At 69.1% G+C, this 18,579-nt stretch carries 17 protein-coding genes; 11 read left to right on the forward strand and 6 right to left on the reverse strand.

Going from position 1 to position 18,579, the window contains the following annotated elements:
- Positions 1-48: 48 nt before the first annotated feature.
- Positions 49-861 (reverse strand): M57 family metalloprotease, encoded by an 813-nt coding sequence (locus AC6JA9_RS26870; RefSeq protein ID WP_497958042.1) that lies wholly within the window; start codon positions 859-861, stop codon positions 49-51.
- A 195-nt stretch (positions 862-1,056) separates the two neighbouring features.
- Here AC6JA9_RS26870 and AC6JA9_RS26875 point away from each other — a divergent pair, with 195 nt between their 5' ends.
- Positions 1,057-1,461 (forward strand): peptidase inhibitor family I36 protein, encoded by a 405-nt coding sequence (locus AC6JA9_RS26875; protein WP_223785594.1) that lies wholly within the window; start codon positions 1,057-1,059, stop codon positions 1,459-1,461.
- 60 nt (positions 1,462-1,521) lie between these two features.
- On the opposite strand, the gene AC6JA9_RS26880 is transcribed toward AC6JA9_RS26875, so the two are convergent.
- A complete protein-coding gene (locus AC6JA9_RS26880) occupies positions 1,522-1,839 on the reverse strand; it encodes a hypothetical protein (protein WP_267700432.1) in 318 nt (105 codons plus the stop codon).
- A 62-nt stretch (positions 1,840-1,901) separates the two neighbouring features.
- The gene (locus AC6JA9_RS26885) at positions 1,902-2,207 is read right to left on the reverse strand and encodes a hypothetical protein (protein WP_267700431.1); all 306 of its coding nucleotides are present in this window, start codon (positions 2,205-2,207) and stop codon (positions 1,902-1,904) included.
- Positions 2,208-2,546: 339 nt separating this feature from the next.
- Between AC6JA9_RS26885 and AC6JA9_RS26890 the strand changes: the two genes are divergently transcribed.
- The 9 genes from AC6JA9_RS26890 to AC6JA9_RS26930 are packed head-to-tail and all read left to right on the forward strand — an operon-like array spanning position 2,547 to position 14,032.
- Complete coding sequence (locus AC6JA9_RS26890; RefSeq protein WP_223752163.1) at positions 2,547-3,389, forward strand: enoyl-CoA hydratase-related protein; 843 nt, start codon at positions 2,547-2,549, stop codon at positions 3,387-3,389.
- Positions 3,386-4,069, forward strand: coding sequence for a TetR/AcrR family transcriptional regulator (locus tag AC6JA9_RS26895; protein ID WP_223785590.1), 684 nt, complete (start codon positions 3,386-3,388; stop codon positions 4,067-4,069). Before AC6JA9_RS26890 ends, AC6JA9_RS26895 begins: the two co-directional genes overlap by 4 nt.
- Positions 4,069-4,896 (forward strand): SDR family oxidoreductase, encoded by an 828-nt coding sequence (locus AC6JA9_RS26900; protein WP_223752165.1) that lies wholly within the window; start codon positions 4,069-4,071, stop codon positions 4,894-4,896. Before AC6JA9_RS26895 ends, AC6JA9_RS26900 begins: the two co-directional genes overlap by 1 nt.
- A 57-nt stretch (positions 4,897-4,953) precedes the next feature.
- Entirely contained in the window at positions 4,954-6,792 is a 1,839-nt protein-coding gene (locus AC6JA9_RS26905) for an AMP-dependent synthetase/ligase (protein ID WP_497958043.1), read from the forward strand.
- 11 nt (positions 6,793-6,803) lie between these two features.
- Complete coding sequence (locus tag AC6JA9_RS26910; RefSeq protein ID WP_141328614.1) at positions 6,804-7,949, forward strand: acyl-CoA dehydrogenase family protein; 1,146 nt, start codon at positions 6,804-6,806, stop codon at positions 7,947-7,949.
- A gap of 30 nt (positions 7,950-7,979) precedes the next feature.
- Complete coding sequence (locus AC6JA9_RS26915) at positions 7,980-9,128, forward strand: acyl-CoA dehydrogenase family protein (RefSeq protein ID WP_223752168.1); 1,149 nt, start codon at positions 7,980-7,982, stop codon at positions 9,126-9,128.
- 34 nt (positions 9,129-9,162) lie between these two features.
- Positions 9,163-10,374 carry an acetyl-CoA C-acetyltransferase gene (locus AC6JA9_RS26920; RefSeq protein ID WP_223752169.1) on the forward strand — a complete coding sequence of 404 codons (1,212 nt, stop codon included), beginning with the start codon at positions 9,163-9,165 and terminating at the stop codon, positions 10,372-10,374.
- A 43-nt stretch (positions 10,375-10,417) separates the two neighbouring features.
- Positions 10,418-12,595, forward strand: coding sequence for a 3-hydroxyacyl-CoA dehydrogenase NAD-binding domain-containing protein (locus AC6JA9_RS26925; protein ID WP_497958044.1), 2,178 nt, complete (start codon positions 10,418-10,420; stop codon positions 12,593-12,595).
- A gap of 30 nt (positions 12,596-12,625) precedes the next feature.
- Positions 12,626-14,032 carry an aldehyde dehydrogenase family protein gene (locus AC6JA9_RS26930; RefSeq protein WP_497958045.1) on the forward strand — a complete coding sequence of 469 codons (1,407 nt, stop codon included), beginning with the start codon at positions 12,626-12,628 and terminating at the stop codon, positions 14,030-14,032.
- A 102-nt stretch (positions 14,033-14,134) separates the two neighbouring features.
- Here AC6JA9_RS26930 and roxA read toward each other — a convergent pair whose 3' ends face one another.
- Positions 14,135-16,156: a rubber dioxygenase RoxA gene (gene roxA / locus AC6JA9_RS26935; protein ID WP_497958046.1), complete on the reverse strand. Its 2,022-nt coding sequence runs from the start codon at positions 16,154-16,156 to the stop codon at positions 14,135-14,137.
- 311 nt (positions 16,157-16,467) lie between these two features.
- Between roxA and AC6JA9_RS26940 the strand changes: the two genes are divergently transcribed.
- Complete coding sequence (locus AC6JA9_RS26940) at positions 16,468-17,436, forward strand: SAM-dependent methyltransferase (protein ID WP_223752173.1); 969 nt, start codon at positions 16,468-16,470, stop codon at positions 17,434-17,436.
- 50 nt (positions 17,437-17,486) lie between these two features.
- Here the strand turns inward: AC6JA9_RS26940 and AC6JA9_RS26945 are convergent, their stop codons facing one another.
- Together AC6JA9_RS26945 and lysW are read right to left on the reverse strand one after the other, a co-directional pair.
- Positions 17,487-18,350, reverse strand: coding sequence for a family 3 encapsulin nanocompartment shell protein (locus AC6JA9_RS26945; RefSeq protein WP_223752174.1), 864 nt, complete (start codon positions 18,348-18,350; stop codon positions 17,487-17,489).
- A gap of 13 nt (positions 18,351-18,363) precedes the next feature.
- The gene (lysW, locus tag AC6JA9_RS26950; RefSeq protein ID WP_046714639.1) at positions 18,364-18,561 is read right to left on the reverse strand and encodes a lysine biosynthesis protein LysW; all 198 of its coding nucleotides are present in this window, start codon (positions 18,559-18,561) and stop codon (positions 18,364-18,366) included.
- Between the last annotated feature and the right edge of the window lie 18 nt (positions 18,562-18,579).

The raw sequence follows: 18,579 nt of genomic DNA on the forward strand, positions 1-18,579 counted from the left end.
CCGACGACGGGTGCGGCCGGAGTGCCCCTCGCTTCCGAGCGCCCTGGGTCAGTACATGAAGTTCAGCGCCGCGATGTCCGTCGAGGTGAACTCCCCGTTCGTGCTCAGGGGCACGCAGGTGTTCATGATGGAGCCGCCCGGCGTCGCGCTGGAGGGTGTCCCGGGGATGAGGATGGCGCCTCCCGGGTTCGCGCCCTCGCGCACGGGCGTGCCGCCGCAGCTGATGGCGGTGTTGAAGAAGTCCGTGTGGCGAAAGCCAATCGTGTGGCCAAGCTCATGCGTGAGGACGTGCTCGATGACATCCAGCGGGTACGTGGACAGGCCCGTGCCGATCCAGATGGTCGGATAAGGCAACCCGCCGGAGGGATAGCCGCTCGCCCCGCTCGGACCACTGGGGAGCGTGGAGTTGACGACCACGTTGATGGTGGCGTGGCTGCCGGGCGGACACGCCGAGGGGTCGGCGAGGCACGGATTGGCGGTGTAGAACGTGAGGCGAAGCCCCAGCGCGTTGTAGTTGGCGACGGCCTCCGCCAGGCCCGCGGCAATCGTCGACGCAACGGGTGAAGGGAGCTGGACCGTGACCTTCCTCACCGCGCTGGAGACCAAGTTCGTCGTCCGGTAGTGCTCCGCCGTCGAGCCTCCCGTGTCGAGCATCTCCCGCGAGGCCTGGAGGCTCACGACCGCGTCGCCCCCCACCTGGACGACACCGTCAACCACGTGGATGTCTTCCGTCCGGAACCCCGCCTCCACCAGGTTCTCCACGGTCTCCCGCGTCTCGTCCGTGAGCACCGGCCCGACACCTCCACAGCCAGACATCCACGCGCAGCAAAGCCATGCAACAGCGGTCGCCTTCTTCGCCATCGACTTCTCCCGGCCAGCATTCGAGGTGGGCGTGCCATTTACAGAGGCACCGCATCAATCCAAGCCGACGGGCCACGGGAAGTCCACCAGCGGATGGACTCAATCGCAGACGCGCAGGTCGGGCCTTGCCCCAGGCAACGCCATGTCACCATGCGTCCGCGGCAAACGCCCATGGCGGGCAGAGGAGACACCTGTATGAACTGGCTCGATTTCCGTCGTCTCACGCGCGCGGGCTCCTGGAGACTCGGCGCCCTTCTCACGGTGGCGGGGCTCGCGACGGGCTCGCTGCTCTTGTCCCCGGCCGAGGCCTCGGCCGATGACACCAATCCCTGTCCCTTCTCGGACGTGCTCTGCCTGTTCGATGGAGAGGACTACACCGGCGCGGTGTGGAACGTCCGGGCCTGGCCTCCGGGCACGTCCACCTGCGTGGGCCTGCCCGAGCACGGCTGGGAGGGCCGCGCCGAGTCCGCCATCAACCGGGGCACCCAGAACGCGTACCTGTTCCCCAACGAGGACTGCTCGGGCTATCCCGTGACGCTCCTGCCAGGCGAGTGGCTGAGCCCGCTCGAGTTCGCGCCCAAGAGCGTCTTCGTCTTCTGATGCGAGGCGGGGTGCGCCGGGGAAGGCGTCACCTCCCAGGCGCACCCGCCCGCCACGGTCCTACTCCGCGGAGACGTCCTGCGCGGCGCGCTCCCAGGACGCGTCGACCTCCTCGGCGTCCTCAGAGGACAGCAGCGACTCCTCCTCGCTGCCCTCGGCCGCCAGCGAGGGCATGCACGCCGGGTTCGGGTGGTGGTACTCGGTCGCCCACCGCCCGCAGGTGATGATGCGCGTGGACCAGGGCACGGCGCACGTGGTGTCGCACGACTCGTACTCCACGCAGATGTCGTCACAGTCCGGCGGCAGCGCCAGCGCGGACAGGGGGGACAGCACGCACGCCACGAAACCCGCGAGCAACGTCTTCGACATGAGCTTCATTGAATTCTCCAGGTTGAAACGTCGAGTTGAACCCATCACGACACGTCCCAGCGGGACGGGACTCACTGCTCGGCGGCGCCCTGCTCTGAGCACTCCCAGGCCGCGTCGACCTCGTCCGCGTCCTCGGACGAGAACATCTGCTCCTCCTCCCCCGCCTGCGCCGCCGTGTCCGGCACGCACGACGCGCCCGGGTCGTAGTCCTCCACCCAGACGCCGCACGACACCACCTGCATGGTCCAGGGAATGGCGCAGACGATTCGACACGGGATGGGGGACACGCAGCGGGCATCACAGTCCGGCGGCAGCGCCAACGCCGACAGGGGGGCCAGCGCCAACGCCGCGAACAACGCCTTCGAGATGCGGTTCATGAAGCCTCCAGAACGACACATCGGATGAGGACAAGCCGCGTCACCTCACACGGCGGCGGAACTATCCTCCCCACGTCAGGAAACATCAAAGACAGTCGCGCCGGGTCGGACACCACTCCCCAGTCTTGATACAGGTCAACGACAGACGCGGCCCCGGAGGTCCCGTCCCGCCACAAGACTTCACCCACGCGGCAGCTCCCCACCCCACCCACCCAGAACAGTCACTCCGGGATGACGCAACACGTCGTCACTCTTTCGGAATCCGGCCGCGCAGACACTGTTGACACCCCGCCAACAAGCCTCCAATATCCCTTTCATCGAAGTGATGAGGCCCCCACCATGAGCTACCAACACATCCGGACCTCGGTCTCGGACCGGGTTGCCACTCTCGAGCTGAACCGTCCCGAGGCGCGAAACGGCTTCACCATCACCATGGCGGACGAGCTGGCGGACGCGCTGACCCAGGCGGACGCCAACGAGGACGTGCGCGTGGTCATCCTCACGGGGGCCGGCAAGGACTTCTGTGTGGGCGCGGACCTGAGCGGCCTGTCCTTCGAGGTCGCCAACGGAGGCCTGCCCGAGCCGGGGTGGGTGGAGCCCGCGACGCGGGTGACCCGCCGCCTGTTCTCCCTGCGCAAGCCCGTCATCGCCGCCGTGCGGGGCGCCGCGGTGGGCGTGGGCTCGACGATGCTCCTGCCCGCGGACTTCCGGCTGGCGGCCAAGGACAGCCGCTTCGGCTTCGTCTTCAGCCGCCGGGGCATCTACCCGGAGGGCGGCTCCAGCTGGTTCCTGCCCCGACTGGTCGGCATGGGCCGCGCGCTCGACTGGATGGTGAGCGGCCGGCTCATCCCCGCGGACGAGGCGCTCGGCGCGGGGCTGGTGCGCTCGCTCCATGAATCCGACGAGGTCCTCGGCGCCGCGCAGGCGCTGGCGCGCGAGCTGGTGGAGTCCACCGCGCCCGTGTCCGTGGCCGTCATCCGTCAGTCCCTCTACCGAATGAGCGCCCTGCCCAGCCCGGAGCAGGCCTTCTCCCTGGACAGCCAGCTCATCGCGAGCCTGGGACAGAACCCCGACGCCGTGGAGGGCGTGATGGCGTTCCTGCAGAAGCGGCCCCCCGCCTTCACGCGCACCGTGGAGCAGGACCAGCCGGCCTTCCTGCCGTGGCGGGAGCACAAGTCATGAGCCCCTCCCCCGCCCCCCGCTGGAAGCGCCTGGAGCCGGACGAGCGCCGCGAGCAGATCCTCGAGGTCGCGACGCGGCTGTTCGGTGAGCGTCCCTACGCGGACGTCTCCACCACGGACATCGCCAAGGAAGCGGGTGTCGCCCGCGGCCTGCTCAACCACTACTTCGGGCAGAAGCGCGACCTGTACCTCAAGGTCGTCAAGCGCATGCTCCTGATGCCCGGCCTGGAGGAGAAGGTCAGCAACACGGGCACGCTGCGCGAGCGCGTGGAGCGCAGCGTCCGGTGGTACCTGGACACGGTGGCCACCCACGGCAAGACGTACGTGGCCGTCACCGCGGTGGGCGGCATCGGCGCGGACCCGGAGGTCGAGCGCATCATCTCCGCCGCGGACGACGTGGCGGCGGCGAAGACGCTCGAGTTCCTGGGGCTCAAGGTGGAGGTGGGCAGCGACGCGCGCCACCGCGCGATGATGCGCTCCTACTCCGGCATGGTGAAGGCCACCATCCGCGAGTGGATTCGAGGCGGGACGCTCACGCGCGAGGAGGCGCACCTGCTCTTGAGCGAATCGCTCATCACGCTCGTTCGCGACGTCATCCCCCAACTGAAGAACATGCCGCCCCGCGCGGAGCCGGAAGCCACGCCCGCTCCGTCCGAGGGTCCGAGCGACAAGGAGCCCTGATGAGCCAGAAGCCGCTGTCGGGACGCACGTTGTTGATGTCCGGAGGAAGCCGCGGAATCGGCCTCGCCATTGGCGTCGCCGCGGGGAGGCTGGGCGCCAACGTGGTGCTCCTGGCCAAGACGGACACGCCCGACCCCAGGCTCCCGGGCACCGTCCACACGGCGGCCGCGGACATCGAGGCCGCCGGAGGCCAGGCGCTCGCGGTGGTGGGCGACGTGCGCGAGGAGGCGGACGTCCAGCGCGCGGTGGACCAGGCCGTCAAGCGCTTCGGCGGCATCGACTTCTGCGTGAACAACGCCAGCGCGCTGGCGCCGCTGAAGACAGACGAGCTGCCCCTCAAGCGGTTCGACCTGATGCAGCAGATCCAGGTGCGCGGCACCTTCCTGCTCACGCGCGCCGCGCTGCCGCACCTCAAGCGCTCTGCGCACGCGCACATCCTGTCGCTGTCGCCGCCCGTCAACCTGGCGCCGCACTGGCTGGGCAAGCACCCGGCGTACACGGTGGCGAAGTATGGGATGACGCTCTTGACGCTGGGCTGGGCCGCGGAGTTCGCCGAGGCGGGCATCGCCGCCAACGCGCTGTGGCCGCGCACGCTCATCGCCACCGCGGCGGTGAAGAACCTGCTCGGCGGGGATGACTCCATGCAGCGCGCGCGCACGCCGGACATCATGGCGGACGCGGCGGTGGCCATCCTCCAGCGCAAGCCGCGCGACTGCACCGGCCACACCTTCATCGACGAGGACGTGCTGCGCGCCGAGGGCGTCACCGACTTCAGCCGCTACGGGGGCGGCGACGACGTCATCCTCGACCTCTACGTCGACCCCTGAGGAGCACCCCACACGCCGCATCCGCAGTCGCCGCGAAACCAGACGCAGGAGGAGTCCATGGGTACGTCGCTCGCAGACCTGGAGGCGCAGTGCCAATCCCTGGCGAACAAGCTCACCCTGCCGCTCTTGCTCAAGCGCAACGCGGACGAACTGGCGGACGAGCCGGCGCTCACCGCCGGTGACACCACGCTCACCTGGGCCCAGATTCGCGCCCGCACCGCGGCGCTGAGCCGGGGCCTGGGCGCGCTCGGGCTCCAGCGCGGCGAGCGGATGATGATCATGATGTCGAGCCGGCCCGAGCACTGGCTCATCGACTACGCCGCGGCCCACCTGGGCGCCATCCCCTGTACCGCCTATCAAACGCTGAGCACGGAGCAAGTAGGCTACGTCGCCCAGCACAGCGCGGCCACGGTGGTGGTGCTCGAGGGCGCGGAGGAGGTGACCCGCTGGCGCCCCATCCTCAAGTCACTCTTCTCCCTCAAGCGCATCGTCGTCATCGACCCAGCGGCCGTGCCCGCCGGAGACGCGCTCTATGTCTCCTTCGCGCAGTTGGAGGCGGACGGCGCGGCGCTGCATGAGCAGGCGCCGCAGGTCTTCGAGGACACCTGGAAGCCCATCCGTCCCGAGGACCCCATCGCGATGATGTACACCTCCGGCACCACCGGAGACCCCAAGGGCGTGGTGCTCAGCCATCGCAACGCCTTCTACGAGGCCATCTGCGTGGACGCGGTGGTGCCCACGCCCATGCGCGCGCCGTCCATCGCCTACCTGCCGCTGGCGCACATCGCCGAGCGCGAGCTGGGCCTGTACCGGATGCTCTTCAAGGCGCTGCACGTGCACGTCTGCTCGGACCCGGCGGGCGTGGTGCCGCTGATGGCCAAGGTGCGCCCGCCCGCCTTCTTCGGCGTGCCCCGCGTCTGGGAGAAGCTGGCCGCGGGCCTGCGCGCGAAGCTGGGCACGCTGGAGGCGCCCCGCCGCGACGCCATCATGGGCGCGCACGCGCTCGCGCTGGAGGCCTTCCGCCTGGAGGGCTCCGGCCAGAAGGTGTCCGAGGAGCTGGCCGCCAAGGTCGCCGTGGCGGAGGAGAAGGTGCTCAAGCCCCTGCGCTCCACGCTGGGCCTGGACGCGCTCCAGTGGGCCAGCAGCGGCTCCGCGCCCATCCCCGTGGAGGTGCTGGAGTACCTGGGCGGCTTCGGCATCCGCGTGCTCGAGGTGTGGGGCATGAGCGAGACAACGGGCTGCGCCACCATCAACCTGCCCACCGACTTCCGCGTGGGCTCGGTGGGCCGCCCCGTCCCCGGGCTCGAGCTGAAGCTCGCCTCCGACGGTGAAATCTTCGTGCGCGGCCCCGTGCTGTTCATGGGCTACCTGGCGGGGGACGGGCGCATCGTCAGCGCCACGGACGAGGACGGGTGGCTGGCCACCGGTGACATCGGCACCATCGACGCCGAGGGCTTCCTCACCATCACCGACCGCAAGAAGGAGCTCATCATCACCTCGAGCGGGAAGAACATCGCCCCGTCCCGCATCGAGGGCTTGCTGCGCGCCCACCCGCTCGTGGGCCAGGCGCTCGCGATTGGCGATGGCTGGCCGTATGTCACCGCGCTCATCTGCCTGGACGCGGAGGTCGCGCCCGTCTGGGCCAAGGCCCGGGGCCTGCCGCCCATGTCCGTGGCGGAGCTGACGAAGGACCCCGCCATCCGCTCGGAGCTGGAGGCGCTGGTGGCCTCCGTCAACCAGCGGCTGTCGCGCGCCGAGCAGGTCAAGCGCTTCGAGGTCGTCAACGAGACGTGGTCGCCGGCGACGGGCGAGCTCACCCCCACGCTCAAGCTCAAGCGCCGCGTCATCCTCCAGCAGTACGCCGAGCGCATCGCCACCTTCTACGAGAACGCCTGAGCCCTGCCGCCATGCACGCCAGAACCCCCGAGCAAGCCTCGTTCGCCGCGTCCATCGATGCCTTCTGCCGCGCCAGGACGGGCACCCGCGCCCAGCGCGACGCCTTGACGCAGCACGGCGTGGAGGCGCACAACGTCGAGCTGTACGCGCAGATGGCCGAGCTGGGCTGGCTCGGCGTGGGCATCGACGCGGAGTACGGCGGCTCCGGCGGCGGCATGTCGGAGATCTGCCTGTTCGCGGAGCGCACCGCCTACGGGCTCGCGCCGGTGGGCGGCTACGTCACCACCGCCGTCGCGGCCGGGCCCTACGCGAGGTTCGGCACGCCCGCGCAGAAGCAGAAGGTGCTCACGGGAATCACGCAAGGGCGGGTGGAGGCCATCTCCATCTCGGAGCCCGGCGCGGGCTCGGACGCGGCGGCCATCACCTGCCGCGCCGAGCGCGCCTCGGGCGGCTTCGTCGTCAACGGCCAGAAGACGTGGTGCTCCAACGCGCACATCGCCGACCACCTGCTGCTGGTGGCGAGGACGCGCGGCGCGGGCCCGGGCTCGCGCCACGAGGGGCTCACCATGTTCTGCGTGCCCACGAGCACGCCGGGCGTGGAGATTCGCGGCATCCCCACGCTCAACGGCAAGGAGGTCAACGACGTCTACTTCACCGACTGCTTCCTGCCCGAGGACAGCGTGGTGGGCGTGGTGGACCAGGCGTGGCCGCAGCTGATGTCGGGGCTCAACAGCGAGCGGCTCATCCTGGCGGCGACGATGCTGGGCCGGGGCCGGCGCGCGTTCGACGACGCGGTGGCGTACGTGAAGGACCGCAAGCAGTTCGGCAAGTCGGTGGGCTCGTTCCAGGCCCTCAAGCACCGCATCGCGGACCTGGCGCTGGAGCTGGAGTGCAGCGAGCTGCTCCTGTACCGCGTGGCGCAGATGGCGGACGAGGCCCCGGAGAAGATGCTCCCGCGCGAGGCCTCCATGGCCAAGCTGAAGGCCACCGAGACGGCCAAGCGCGTGGCGCTGGAGGGCGTGCAGATGATGGGGGGCTACGGCTACGCCACCGAGTTCGATATGGAATCGCATCTGCGTGCCACGGTGATTTCCACCGTCTATGGTGGCACCAGCGAAATCCAGCGGGACATCATCGGCAAGACGTTCGGACTCTAGACAGCAGTCACGACAGCGCGGAGACAGACTATGACGGCACGTCCTCGGTGGAGCTCCGACGAGCTCGAGCAGGTGCGCGGCCTCGCGGCCACCTATTTCACGAAGGAGGTCCTCCCCAACGTGCCCAAGCACGTGGCCCAGGGCTTCCCGGACAAGGCGCTCTACCGCCGGGCGGGCGAGCTGGGCCTGCTGTGCATGTCCATCCCGGAGGCGTACGGCGGCGGCGGCGGCACGTTCGCCCACGAGGCCATCCTCCTGGAGGAGCAGGTGCGCGCCGGGGACCCGACGATGGGCTTCGCGGTGCACTCCACCATCGTCGCGCACTACGTGCTCGCGTACGCCTCCGAGGCCCAGAAGCTCAAGTGGCTGCCCAAGCTCGCCAGCGGCGAGTGGGTGGGCGCCATCGCCATGACGGAGCCGGGCACGGGCTCGGATCTGCAGGCCATCTCCACCCGCGCGGTGCGCGACGGCGACTTCTACAAGGTGAGCGGGTCCAAGACCTTCATCTCCAACGGCCGCGTCTGTGACTTCCTCATCATCGCGGTGCGCACCAGCGACGTGAAGGGCCATGCGGGCATCTCCCTGTTGTGTGCCGAGGTCTCCGACACCACGCCCGGCTTCGAGCGGGGCCGCATCCTGGAGAAGCTGGGCGGCCACGGTCAGGACACCACGGAGCTGTTCTTCGACGAGCTCCGGATTCCGGCCGTCAACGTGCTGGGCGGCGAGGAGGGCTCGGGCTTCATCCAGCTGATGCAGCAGCTGCCCCAGGAGCGGCTGGCCACGGCGGTGCTCGCGCAGGCGAGCATCGAGCGGGCCGTGGCGCTCACGGTCGACTACACCAAGCAGCGCCAGGTGTTCGGCAAGCCGCTTTTCGCTCTGCAGAACACGCGCTTCGAGCTGGCGGAATGCGCGACGCTGGGCCGGGTTGGACGGGCGTTCCTCGACGAGTGCGTGGAGAAGCACCTGGCGGGGGAGCTGGACGTGGCGTCCGCGGCCATGGCCAAGTACTGGCTGACGGACCAGGCGAGCAGCGTCGCGGACCGTTGCCTCCAGCTTTTCGGAGGGTATGGGTACATGAAGGAATACCCCATCGCTCACCTGTTCGCGGATACTCGCGTCATGCGCATCTTCGCCGGCGCCAACGAGGTCATGAAGGAACTCGTCGCCCGTTCGCTGTAGACCACTCCCACACCGAATCCCAAGGAGGCTCCCGGTGAGCCAGGAAGCATTCATCTTCGACGCCGTCCGTACACCTCGCGGCAAGGGCAAGAAGGGCGCGCTGCACGGCATCAAGCCCATCTCCCTGCTGGTCGGCCTGGTGGACGCCCTCAAGAAGCGCCACCCCGGCCTGGACCCCCAGCAGATCGACGACATCGTGCTGGGCATCGTGTCGCCGGTGGGCGACCAGGGCGCGGACATCGCGCGCACGCTGGTGCTGGCGGCGGGCCTGCCGGAGACGGTGGGCGGCGTGCAGCTCAACCGCTTCTGTGCCTCCGGCCTGACGGCGGTGAACATGGCCGCGCAGCAGGTGCGCTCGGGCTGGGAGCACCTGGTCATCGCGGGCGGCGTGGAGAGCATGTCGCGCGTGCCCATGGGCTCCGACGGCGGCGCGTGGGCCATGGACCCGGCCACCAACTACGACACGTACTTCGTGCCGCAGGGCATCTCCGCGGACCTCATCGCGACGATGGAGGGCTTCACCCGCGAGGACGTGGACACCTACGCCGCGCAGTCGCAGGCGCGCGCCGCGAAGTCCTGGGCGGAGGGCTACTTCAAGAACTCCGTCATCCCCGTGGTGGACCAGAACGGCCTGGTCGTCCTGGAGCGCGACGAGCACCCGCGCAAGGACACCACCGTGGCGTCGCTGGGGCAGCTGAGCCCGTCGTTCGCCGCCATGGGTGAGATGGGCGGCTTCGACGCGGTGGCGCTGCAGAAGTACCACATGGTGGAGCGCATCGAGCACGTGCACACCCCGGGCAACTCGTCGGGCATCGTGGACGGCGCGGCGCTGGTGCTCATCGGCTCGGAGAAGGTGGGCAAGTCGCTGGGGCTGACGCCGCGCGCGCGCATCGCCGCGGTGGCCACGTCCGGCTCGGACCCGACCATCATGCTGACGGGGCCCATCCCCGCCACGCGCAAGCTGCTCGACATGACGGGCCTGTCGGTGAAGGACATCGACCTGTTCGAGCTCAACGAGGCCTTCGCCTCCGTGGTGCTCAAGTACCAGAAGGACCTGGGCATCCCGAACGAGAAGATCAACGTCAACGGCGGCGCCATCGCCATGGGGCACCCGCTGGGCGCCACGGGCGCGATGATCCTGGGCACCATGGTGGACGAGCTGGAGCGGCGCAAGGCGCGCCGGGCCGTCATCACCCTGTGCGTCGGCGGTGGCATGGGCGTGGCCACCCTCATCGAGCGCGTCTGACCTTTCTGCGCATCCCCTTTCGACCAAGATTCGAGCAAACCCCATGAGCGAGCAGAGCACCATCCGCTGGGACAAGGATGCCGACGGCATCGTCACCTTGACGCTGGATGACCCCAACCAGTCCGCCAACACCATGAACGCCGCGTACATCCAGTCGATGCGCGCGACGGTGGAGCGGCTGGTCAAGGAGAAGGCGGACATCAAGGGCGTCGTCATCACCTCCGCGAAGAAGACCTTCTTCGCCGGCGGCGACCTGAATGACCTGTTGAAGATCCGCAAGGAGAACGCGAAGCAGGCGTTCGAGCTGGGCCAGGAGCTCAAGGCGCAGCTGCGCGCGCTGGAGACCCTGGGCAAGCCCGTGGTCGCCGCCATCAACGGCGCGGCGCTGGGCGGCGGCCTGGAGATTGCGCTCGCCTGTCACCGCCGCATCGTCGCGGACGTGAAGGGCGCGCAGATTGGCCTGCCGGAAGTCACCCTGGGCCTGCTGCCCGGCGCGGGCGGCGTGGTGCGCACGGTGCGGATGCTGGGCATCGTGGACGCGCTGATGAAGGTGCTCCTGCAGGGCCAGCGCTACCGTCCCCAGGAGGCCAAGGAGGTGGGCCTGGTGCACGAGGTGGTGGACTCGGTGGAGGCGCTCATCCCCGCGGCCAAGGCGTGGGTGAAGGCGAACCCGAGCTCGCAGCAGCCGTGGGACCAGAAGGGCTACAAGATTCCGGGCGGCACGCCGACGTCCCCCGGGCTCGCGGCGAACCTGCCGGCCTTCCCCGCCAACCTGCGCAAGCAGCTCAAGGGCGCGAACATGCCCGCCCCCCGCGCCATCATGGCGGTGGCGGTGGAGAGCACGCAGGTGGACGTGGACACCGCGTTCACCGTCGAGTCGCGCTACTTCACGGAGCTGGCGACGGGTCAGGTCGCGAAGAACATGATTCAAGCGTTCTTCTTCGACATGCAGCACATCAACTCCGGTGGCGGCCGGCCCAAGGGCTATCCGCAGCACACGGCGAAGAAGGTGGGCATCCTGGGCGCCGGCATGATGGGCGCGGGCATCGCCTACGTGTGCGCCAAGGCGGGCATCGAGGTGGTGCTCAAGGACGTGAGCGTCGCCGCCGCGGAGAAGGGCAAGCAGTACTCCGTGAAGCTCGTGGAGAAGGCGCTGGAGAAGGGCAAGACGACGAAGGAGAAGGGCGACGCGCTGCTCGCGCGCATCACCCCCACCCAGGACGCCGCGGCGCTCAAGGGCTGCGACCTGGTCATCGAGGCCGTGTTCGAGGGCGTGGAGCTCAAGCACAAGGTCTTCCAGGAGGTCCAGGACGTGGTGGCGCCCGACGCGGTGCTGGCGTCCAACACGTCCACGCTGCCCATCACCCTGCTCGCGGAGGGCGTGAAGCGCTCCGAGGACTTCGTGGGCATGCACTTCTTCTCCCCCGTGGACAAGATGCCGCTGTTGGAGCTCATCGCCGGCAAGAAGACGAGCGACGCGACGCTGGCGAAGGCCATCGACATCGCGGTGCAGATCGGCAAGACGCCCATCGTCGTCAACGACAGCCGCGGCTTCTTCACCAGCCGCGTCATCGGCACGTTCCTCAACGAGGCCATCGCCATGGTGGGCGAGGGCATCTCCCCGGCGTCCATCGAGCAGGCGGGCCTGCAGGCGGGCTACCCCGCGGCGCCCCTGGCGCTGATGGACGAGCTGACGCTGACCCTGCCGCGCAAGATTCGCGAGGAGACGAAGGCCGCCGCGGTGGCCGAGGGCAAGCCGTGGGCGGACCACGGCAGCTACGCCGTCGTCGACTCGCTCATCGACCAGCACGGGCGCAAGGGCCGCTCCACGGGGGCGGGCTTCTACGACTACGTGGACGGCAAGCGCGCGGGCCTGTGGTCGGGGCTGGCGAAGCACTACACCAGGCCGGGCACGACCATCCCCTTCGAGGACATGAAGGACCGGATGCTGTTCGCGGAGGCCATCGACACGGTGCGCTGCTTCGACGAGGGCGTGCTGCGCTCGGCGGCGGACGCCAACATCGGCTCCATCCTGGGCATCGGCTTCCCGGCGTGGACGGGCGGCGTGGCCCAGTTCATCAACGGCTACGAGGGGTCCACGGGCACGGGCCTGAGGGGCTTCATCGCCCGCGCGAACGAGCTGGCGAAGCGCTACGGCAAGCACTTCGAGCCGCCCGCGTCGCTCATCCAGAAAGCGGAGCGAGGTGAGCTCCTGAAGTAGCCGCGCATCGCCTTTCGCAAGGAGAAGTCCATGGTCCAGAGCTCCAGTCGCCTCGCCGCCGTACCGCCTCCGCTCGACGCGGGGGCGCTCGTCGAAAAGCAGCGCGCCTATTTCGAGTCTCGCGTGACGCTCCCGCTCGAGTGGCGGCGGGCGCGGCTGGAAGCCCTGGACCGGGTGGTGCGCAAGTACGAGGCGGAGATCCTCGCCGCCCTCAAGGCCGACCTCTCGAAGAGCGCCGAGGAGGCGTATCTGACGGAGGTCGGCAGCATCTATGGAGAGATAAAAGGTGCGCTCAAGCACCTGAAGTCGTGGATGAAGCCGCGCCGGGGCTCGGCGCCCATCGTCATCCAGCCGGCGCGGGCGTACCAATACTCGGACCCGCTGGGCGTGACGCTCATCATCGCGCCGTGGAACTACCCGTATCAGCTGTCCATCGCGCCGCTCATCGGGGCGCTCGCGGCCGGGTGCACCGCGGTGCTCAAGCCCAGCGAGCTGGCGCCGGCGACGTCGGCGGTGCTGGCGAAGCTCCTGGGTGAGGCCTTCTCCCCGGAGGTCGTCGCCGTGGTGGAGGGCGACGCGGACGCCAGCCGCGAGCTCCTGGCGCAGCGCTGGGACCTCATCTTCTTCACCGGCGGCACCCAGGTGGGCCGCGTGGTGGCCGAGGCCGCCGCCAAGCACCTGACGCCCACGGTGCTGGAATTGGGCGGCAAGAGCCCCTGCATCGTCGACCGGAGCGCGGACCTGGAGGTCACCGCCCGGCGCATCGCCTGGGGCAAGTACCTCAACGCGGGCCAGACGTGCATCGCCCCGGACTACGTGCTGATTCCCCCCGAGCTGAAGGCGCCCTTCACGGAGCTGGTGAAGAAGGCCGTCACCCAGTTCTACGGCCAGGACGCGCGCCAGAGCAGCGACTACGGCCGCATCATCAGCCCCCGGCACTTCGAGCGCGTCCGCGCGCTGGCCGGGCACGGCAAGGTGGCCTTCGGCGGCGAGCACGACGCGGCCAGCCGCTTCTTCGCCCCCACCGTCATCACCGACGCGCCCCTGTCCAGCCCGCTGATGCAGGATGAAATCTTCGGTCCCCTCCTCCCGCTGGTGGACTGCCCGAGCATCGACGAGGCCATCCGCTTCGTGCGCTCGCGCCCCAAGCCGCTCGCGCTCTACAGCTTCTCCAAGGACGCGGCCGTCAACGAGCGGGGGCTGACGGAGACATCCAGCGGCGGCGCGGTGGTCAACGACGTGTGCGTGCACTTCGCGGCGGAGGGGCTGCCCTTCGGCGGCGTGGGCGAGTCCGGCGTGGGCGGCTACCACGGCCAGGCCAGCTTCGATGCCTTCAGCCACAAGAAGAGCGTGGTGAAGCGGCCCTTCCTGCTGGACCTGGCGATGCGCTACCCGCCGTACGTGGGCAAGCTGGGCCTCTTCAAGCGCCTGATGTAGCCCGACACGACGAGGCCGCCGGGACGCTGCTCCCGACGGCCCGGTTTCCTCCAGGCCTCTCGCGGACGGGCACCCTGCCCCGCCCGCGGGAGGCCTTCGTCGTCACAGCGTCTTCAGGTACTCGATGATGGCCCAGCGCTCGCTGTCGGTGAGCGACTGGGTGAAGTCGTGGCCCTCGTTGCCGAGCCCGTACAGGTGCGAGTTGAAGATCATGCGCGAGCGGATCTGCTTCTGGGTGATGGGCGGCGGCGACTGGTAGGCCAGCGAGTTGTAGTTGGCGACGGTGTTGGCGATGTTCGCGAACAGGACGTCGAGCGTGGCCATCTCCTGGCTGCAGGGGATGAAGGGGTCATTGGCCGGGCGGTCTCCGCAGGCCAGGGCCTGCACCTTCCAGCCGAGCTTGTTGAAGTCGTACGCGGCGAAGCTCATGTCGTAGCCGGCGTTGGAGCCCAGCGCGTTGCCGGAGACCTGCTGGCGCTTCCAGACCTTGGGGCGGTCCGAGGGCTTGAGCACGTCCCAGAGGGTGGGCACGCTGGAGTTGTGGAAGTACGGCGCGGAGGCCCAGGCGCCGTAGAGCGGCGTGGCGATGTAGCCAAAGGGCTTGATCCAGATGTTCGGCCCCTCCGGCGAGTAGATGGGCCCGGTGCCCCGGTCATACGCGGCGCGCGGCACGCGGCGCAGGGCGCTGGTGATGGGGTCGTCATAGAAGGGTCCGTGGTCCGGGTGCTGGTCGTTGTAGGCCAGGAAGGACGTGTTCCAGGCGCGGCGCTTGCGCTCGTCCGCCATCAGGTCCTTGCGGGCCGGGTCCGTGCGAATGGTCTCAATCGGGGTGATGACGCCGGAGATGCCCTTGAGGCGCGGGTCCGGGAGGAAGGCGGGGTTGGCGGCGTGGCGCGGCGAGTAGACGCCGTGGCAACTCGCGCAGGAGCCGTTGCCAGCCTGCTTGGGAATGTTGGCGTTGGCGCCGTTGGCCCACAGGTCGCGCTCGTGGAAGAGGATGGCGCCCTGCTCCGCCAGGGCCGTGTTGATGGGCTTGGGATAGGTGGGCGGCGACAGGGAGACGAAGAAGTTGTCGTTGTCCTCGAACTCGGCGGTGAGGGCGCGACGTTCGGGGGCGGAGCGGGTGATGTTGGCGATGCCGAACGCCATCTCCGAGCGGACGTTGTCGGACGTGAGCGCGCCGTCCCAGAACTGGCGCGTCTTGAAGGCGCGGTACCACCAGTTGGGGGCGCGCGACATGCCACCCGCGTGGGTGGGGAAGTACTCGAGCAGGCTGGGCGCCAGCGACATGGCATCCATGTCGAAGAGCGCGGGCAGCAGGTCCACGATGCCAATGGCGTCGCTCATGCCGCGCCCGACGCTCCACGGCACCGGGACAATCTGGAAGATGTTGCCCACCACGGTGGAGCGGAACATGTCGGACTGGATGAGGCCCGCGTCGATGGCGTCACTGGAGCGGCCCCACAGGAAGGACGACTCCGAGTCGCCCCCCAGCTTCGAGTCATGGCAACCCGAGCAGGAGGAGGCGATGGCGCCCGTCCAGCGGCCGTTGGCGTCGCGCTCCTGGACCATGCCGAGGGGCAGCTGCCCGCTCCCGCCGTTGGTGAGGTTGGGGTTCTCCCAGGGGTACGGATAGGGATTGCGGAAGGGGGCCTTCGCCAGGCCGAAGCGCTTGATGATCTGCTCGTCGAAGTCCGACGGGCGCAGCGGGTAACCCCACAGCGTGTACATGAAGTAGTACGCGGACGCCGTGGTGAACGGCTGGAAGTAGGCCCGCGTCTCGATGTTCTTCTTGCCGCGGGCGACGCTGGCCCGGAACTCGCCACATGTCTTGGGGTTGGGCGGCAGGTTGGAGATGAACGGCGGCGGCGGGGTGTGCAGGTCCACCCAGAAGGCGTTGAACTGCACCGCCGCGCCCGGCTTGTTGACGCCCGGGACGACGAGCGTGCGCGGGTCCACGGGTAGCAGCGTGGAGTCCGGCTTCCCCTCACAGGCCGCCGCGAACGGCGCTCGCAAGGGGGTGCTGTCCAACAACGGCAACTCCGCGGCCGCGGCCTGGGTCACTCCCAGGGCCGCGACGAAGACACTCGACAAAGCCAACGAACCACTGCGGTGCAGTCGCATGAGCGGGCCCTCCTCCGCTTATTAGCAGGGTGACAACAAGACACTTTCTATGCCTGTCAGTGAAGCGTCTCAATACGCGTCGCGTCACCCCGTGACTGCCAATTGCCAATAAGGCCTCCTCGCCGGCCGAGCGGGTCCCGGAGGCAATCACAACCAAAACAACGACACGGCAAAGAGAGACTCCACCTGAAAGACAGCCACTTCTGTCCATCAGCCGACAGGGCCTGGGCGGACGGCTGGCGCCTCAGGACAGCTCCTCAATTCGTGCATTCCAGGTCATAATGAGAGGACCGCCACGAAGGAGGCTCGCGATGTTCGACGTCATGCAGGTCGCAAGGCAGCTCAAGAGCGCGGTGCTGGCGGACCCCGAGCGTTTCTACTCGAACGAGACGGGTGCATGGGTGGCAGGGCTGCCCAGACCACAAGAGATTCGCGTCGTCACGGGGCGGGAGCCCTTCTGGATCAACCTGGGCTACTGGCGTGACGTGGAGCGCGTGGACGAGACGAACTGCGAGCGCGTCGGGGATTTGTTCAAAGCCGCACAAGCGCAGATGGCCCATCTGCTCGCGCGCACGGCGCGGCTGGGCGAGCGGGACGTGGTGCTCGACTGCGGGTTCGGCTACGCCGACCAGGACATCCTCTGGGCGGAGGAGTACCGCCCCGCCCGAATCGTGGGCATCAATGTCACCCCCAATCAGGTCCGCGTGGGCAAGGAGCGCGTGAAGCTGACGGGATTGGAGGACCGGGTGCGGCTGGAGGTCGGCTCGGCGACGCAGATTCCCTTCGGTGATGGCGAGTTCGACGTCGTCTTCGCGCTGGAGTCCGCGATGCACTTCCGCACGCGCGGCGACTTCCTGCGTGAGGCCTTCCGGGTGCTCAAGCCCGGCGGGCGCCTGGTGATGGCGGACATGTGTCAGAAGACGGACCGCGAGTCCGGCGCGGGCCTGCGCCGACGGCTGAGGCACCGGTACTGGCGCGGACGGATTGCGTTTCCGGAGGCCAACGTCTGGACGACGCAGCGCTATCTCACGGAGCTGAACGCGGCCGGCTTCCACCAGGGGAAGCTGGAGTCCATCGCGTCGGACGTCTACCCGGCCGTCAACACCGCGCTGGCCGCGCTCCGGGGGATGACGGCCGCGGAGCGTCAGCCCGGCAGCGTCACCGTGGCGAAGGTGCGCGAGGACGTGCGGCGCGCCCGCCAGATGGAGTTCGAGCAGCTCCAGTGGCTGACGCTGTTCAACTGCGACGAGTACGCGGTGGTCAGCGCCGAGAAGCCCTGACGCCCACTCGCCCGGAAGTCGCTGGAGGACTTCCGGGCGGGCACCCCGCCTCAGGCGAGCGAGGCGACGTAGAAGTGCGTCGGCAGGTGGACGACGAGCGCCTCGTGAATCTCTCCGCAGACGGCCAGGCCGTCGCGCGGGAAGATGCCGGGAGGCGGCGTGGCGAAGCGGATGGAGGAGCGGCCGCTGTCGAAGATGGTGGCCGCCGCGGTGAAGTCCCCGACGATGACCTGCCCGGGGTCCACCATGCGCGCGCGGGCGATGCGCACGCCCATGCTCGTCAGGTCCGACAACAGCCCGCCCTTGCCCACGAAGTAGCGGTAGTAGTCCGCCGGGTTGACGAGGATGCCGTCCGCGCTGCCGCCCATCTGCTCCACCCTGTCACACGCCGCCAGCAGCGAGGACACGGGGTCCGAGCGCGCCGGCAGCCGCGTGATTCCCGGCGTCTCCAGCAGGCCCCGCACGCGGTCTCCACCCCGCCCCCTGGCGAGCGCCTGGTTCTCCGCGGTGCACAGCCGCACGAGCAGCCGGAAGTCGATGAACGTCGCCAGCGTCTCCGGGTCGTCCAGGAGCGCGGGCGGGACTTGAATCCACGCCGTGGTGGGCTTGAGCGTCGCGAGGTCCGTGTGGAACTCGAACGCGGCCTCGGGGCGCAGGCCCACGTCCTCCACCTGCACGGTGGGCGGCGACTGGGGCGGCGTCTCGTGCCAGTACTTCACCTTGCCGCCCTCCGCCTTCACCACCTTGAACAGGCCGCGCACCGCGATGCGCGGGCGCCGCTTGAAGCCCGGGAAGGCCTCCGTGATGGTGTGCGAGAACTCCACCGAGGCCTTCGCGCCCTGCGTGGCGACGGCCTGGGCGAAGACCCTTCCGGGTGAGAGGAGCGGCTGCTCCGGGGATTCGTTCGTGCTCATGGCGCTCCCGGGCCTACTCGCCCCAGTCCTCCTCGACCTCGGGCGCTTCCTCGAGCCGGAGCGGATTGAGGCCGACCACCTCGAGCTCTCCGTCACAGCCCGAGCACGTCAACACCTCGCCCTGCACGCGGCCCTCGGCCTCGATGGGCTCCGAACACGTGGGACAGCGGGCCTGCCCGGTCGATTCCGACTGCTTCGTCAGTGCATGCATGCCCTTGCTCCTCTTTTG

This window comes from Myxococcus sp. MH1 (assembly GCF_059738865.1).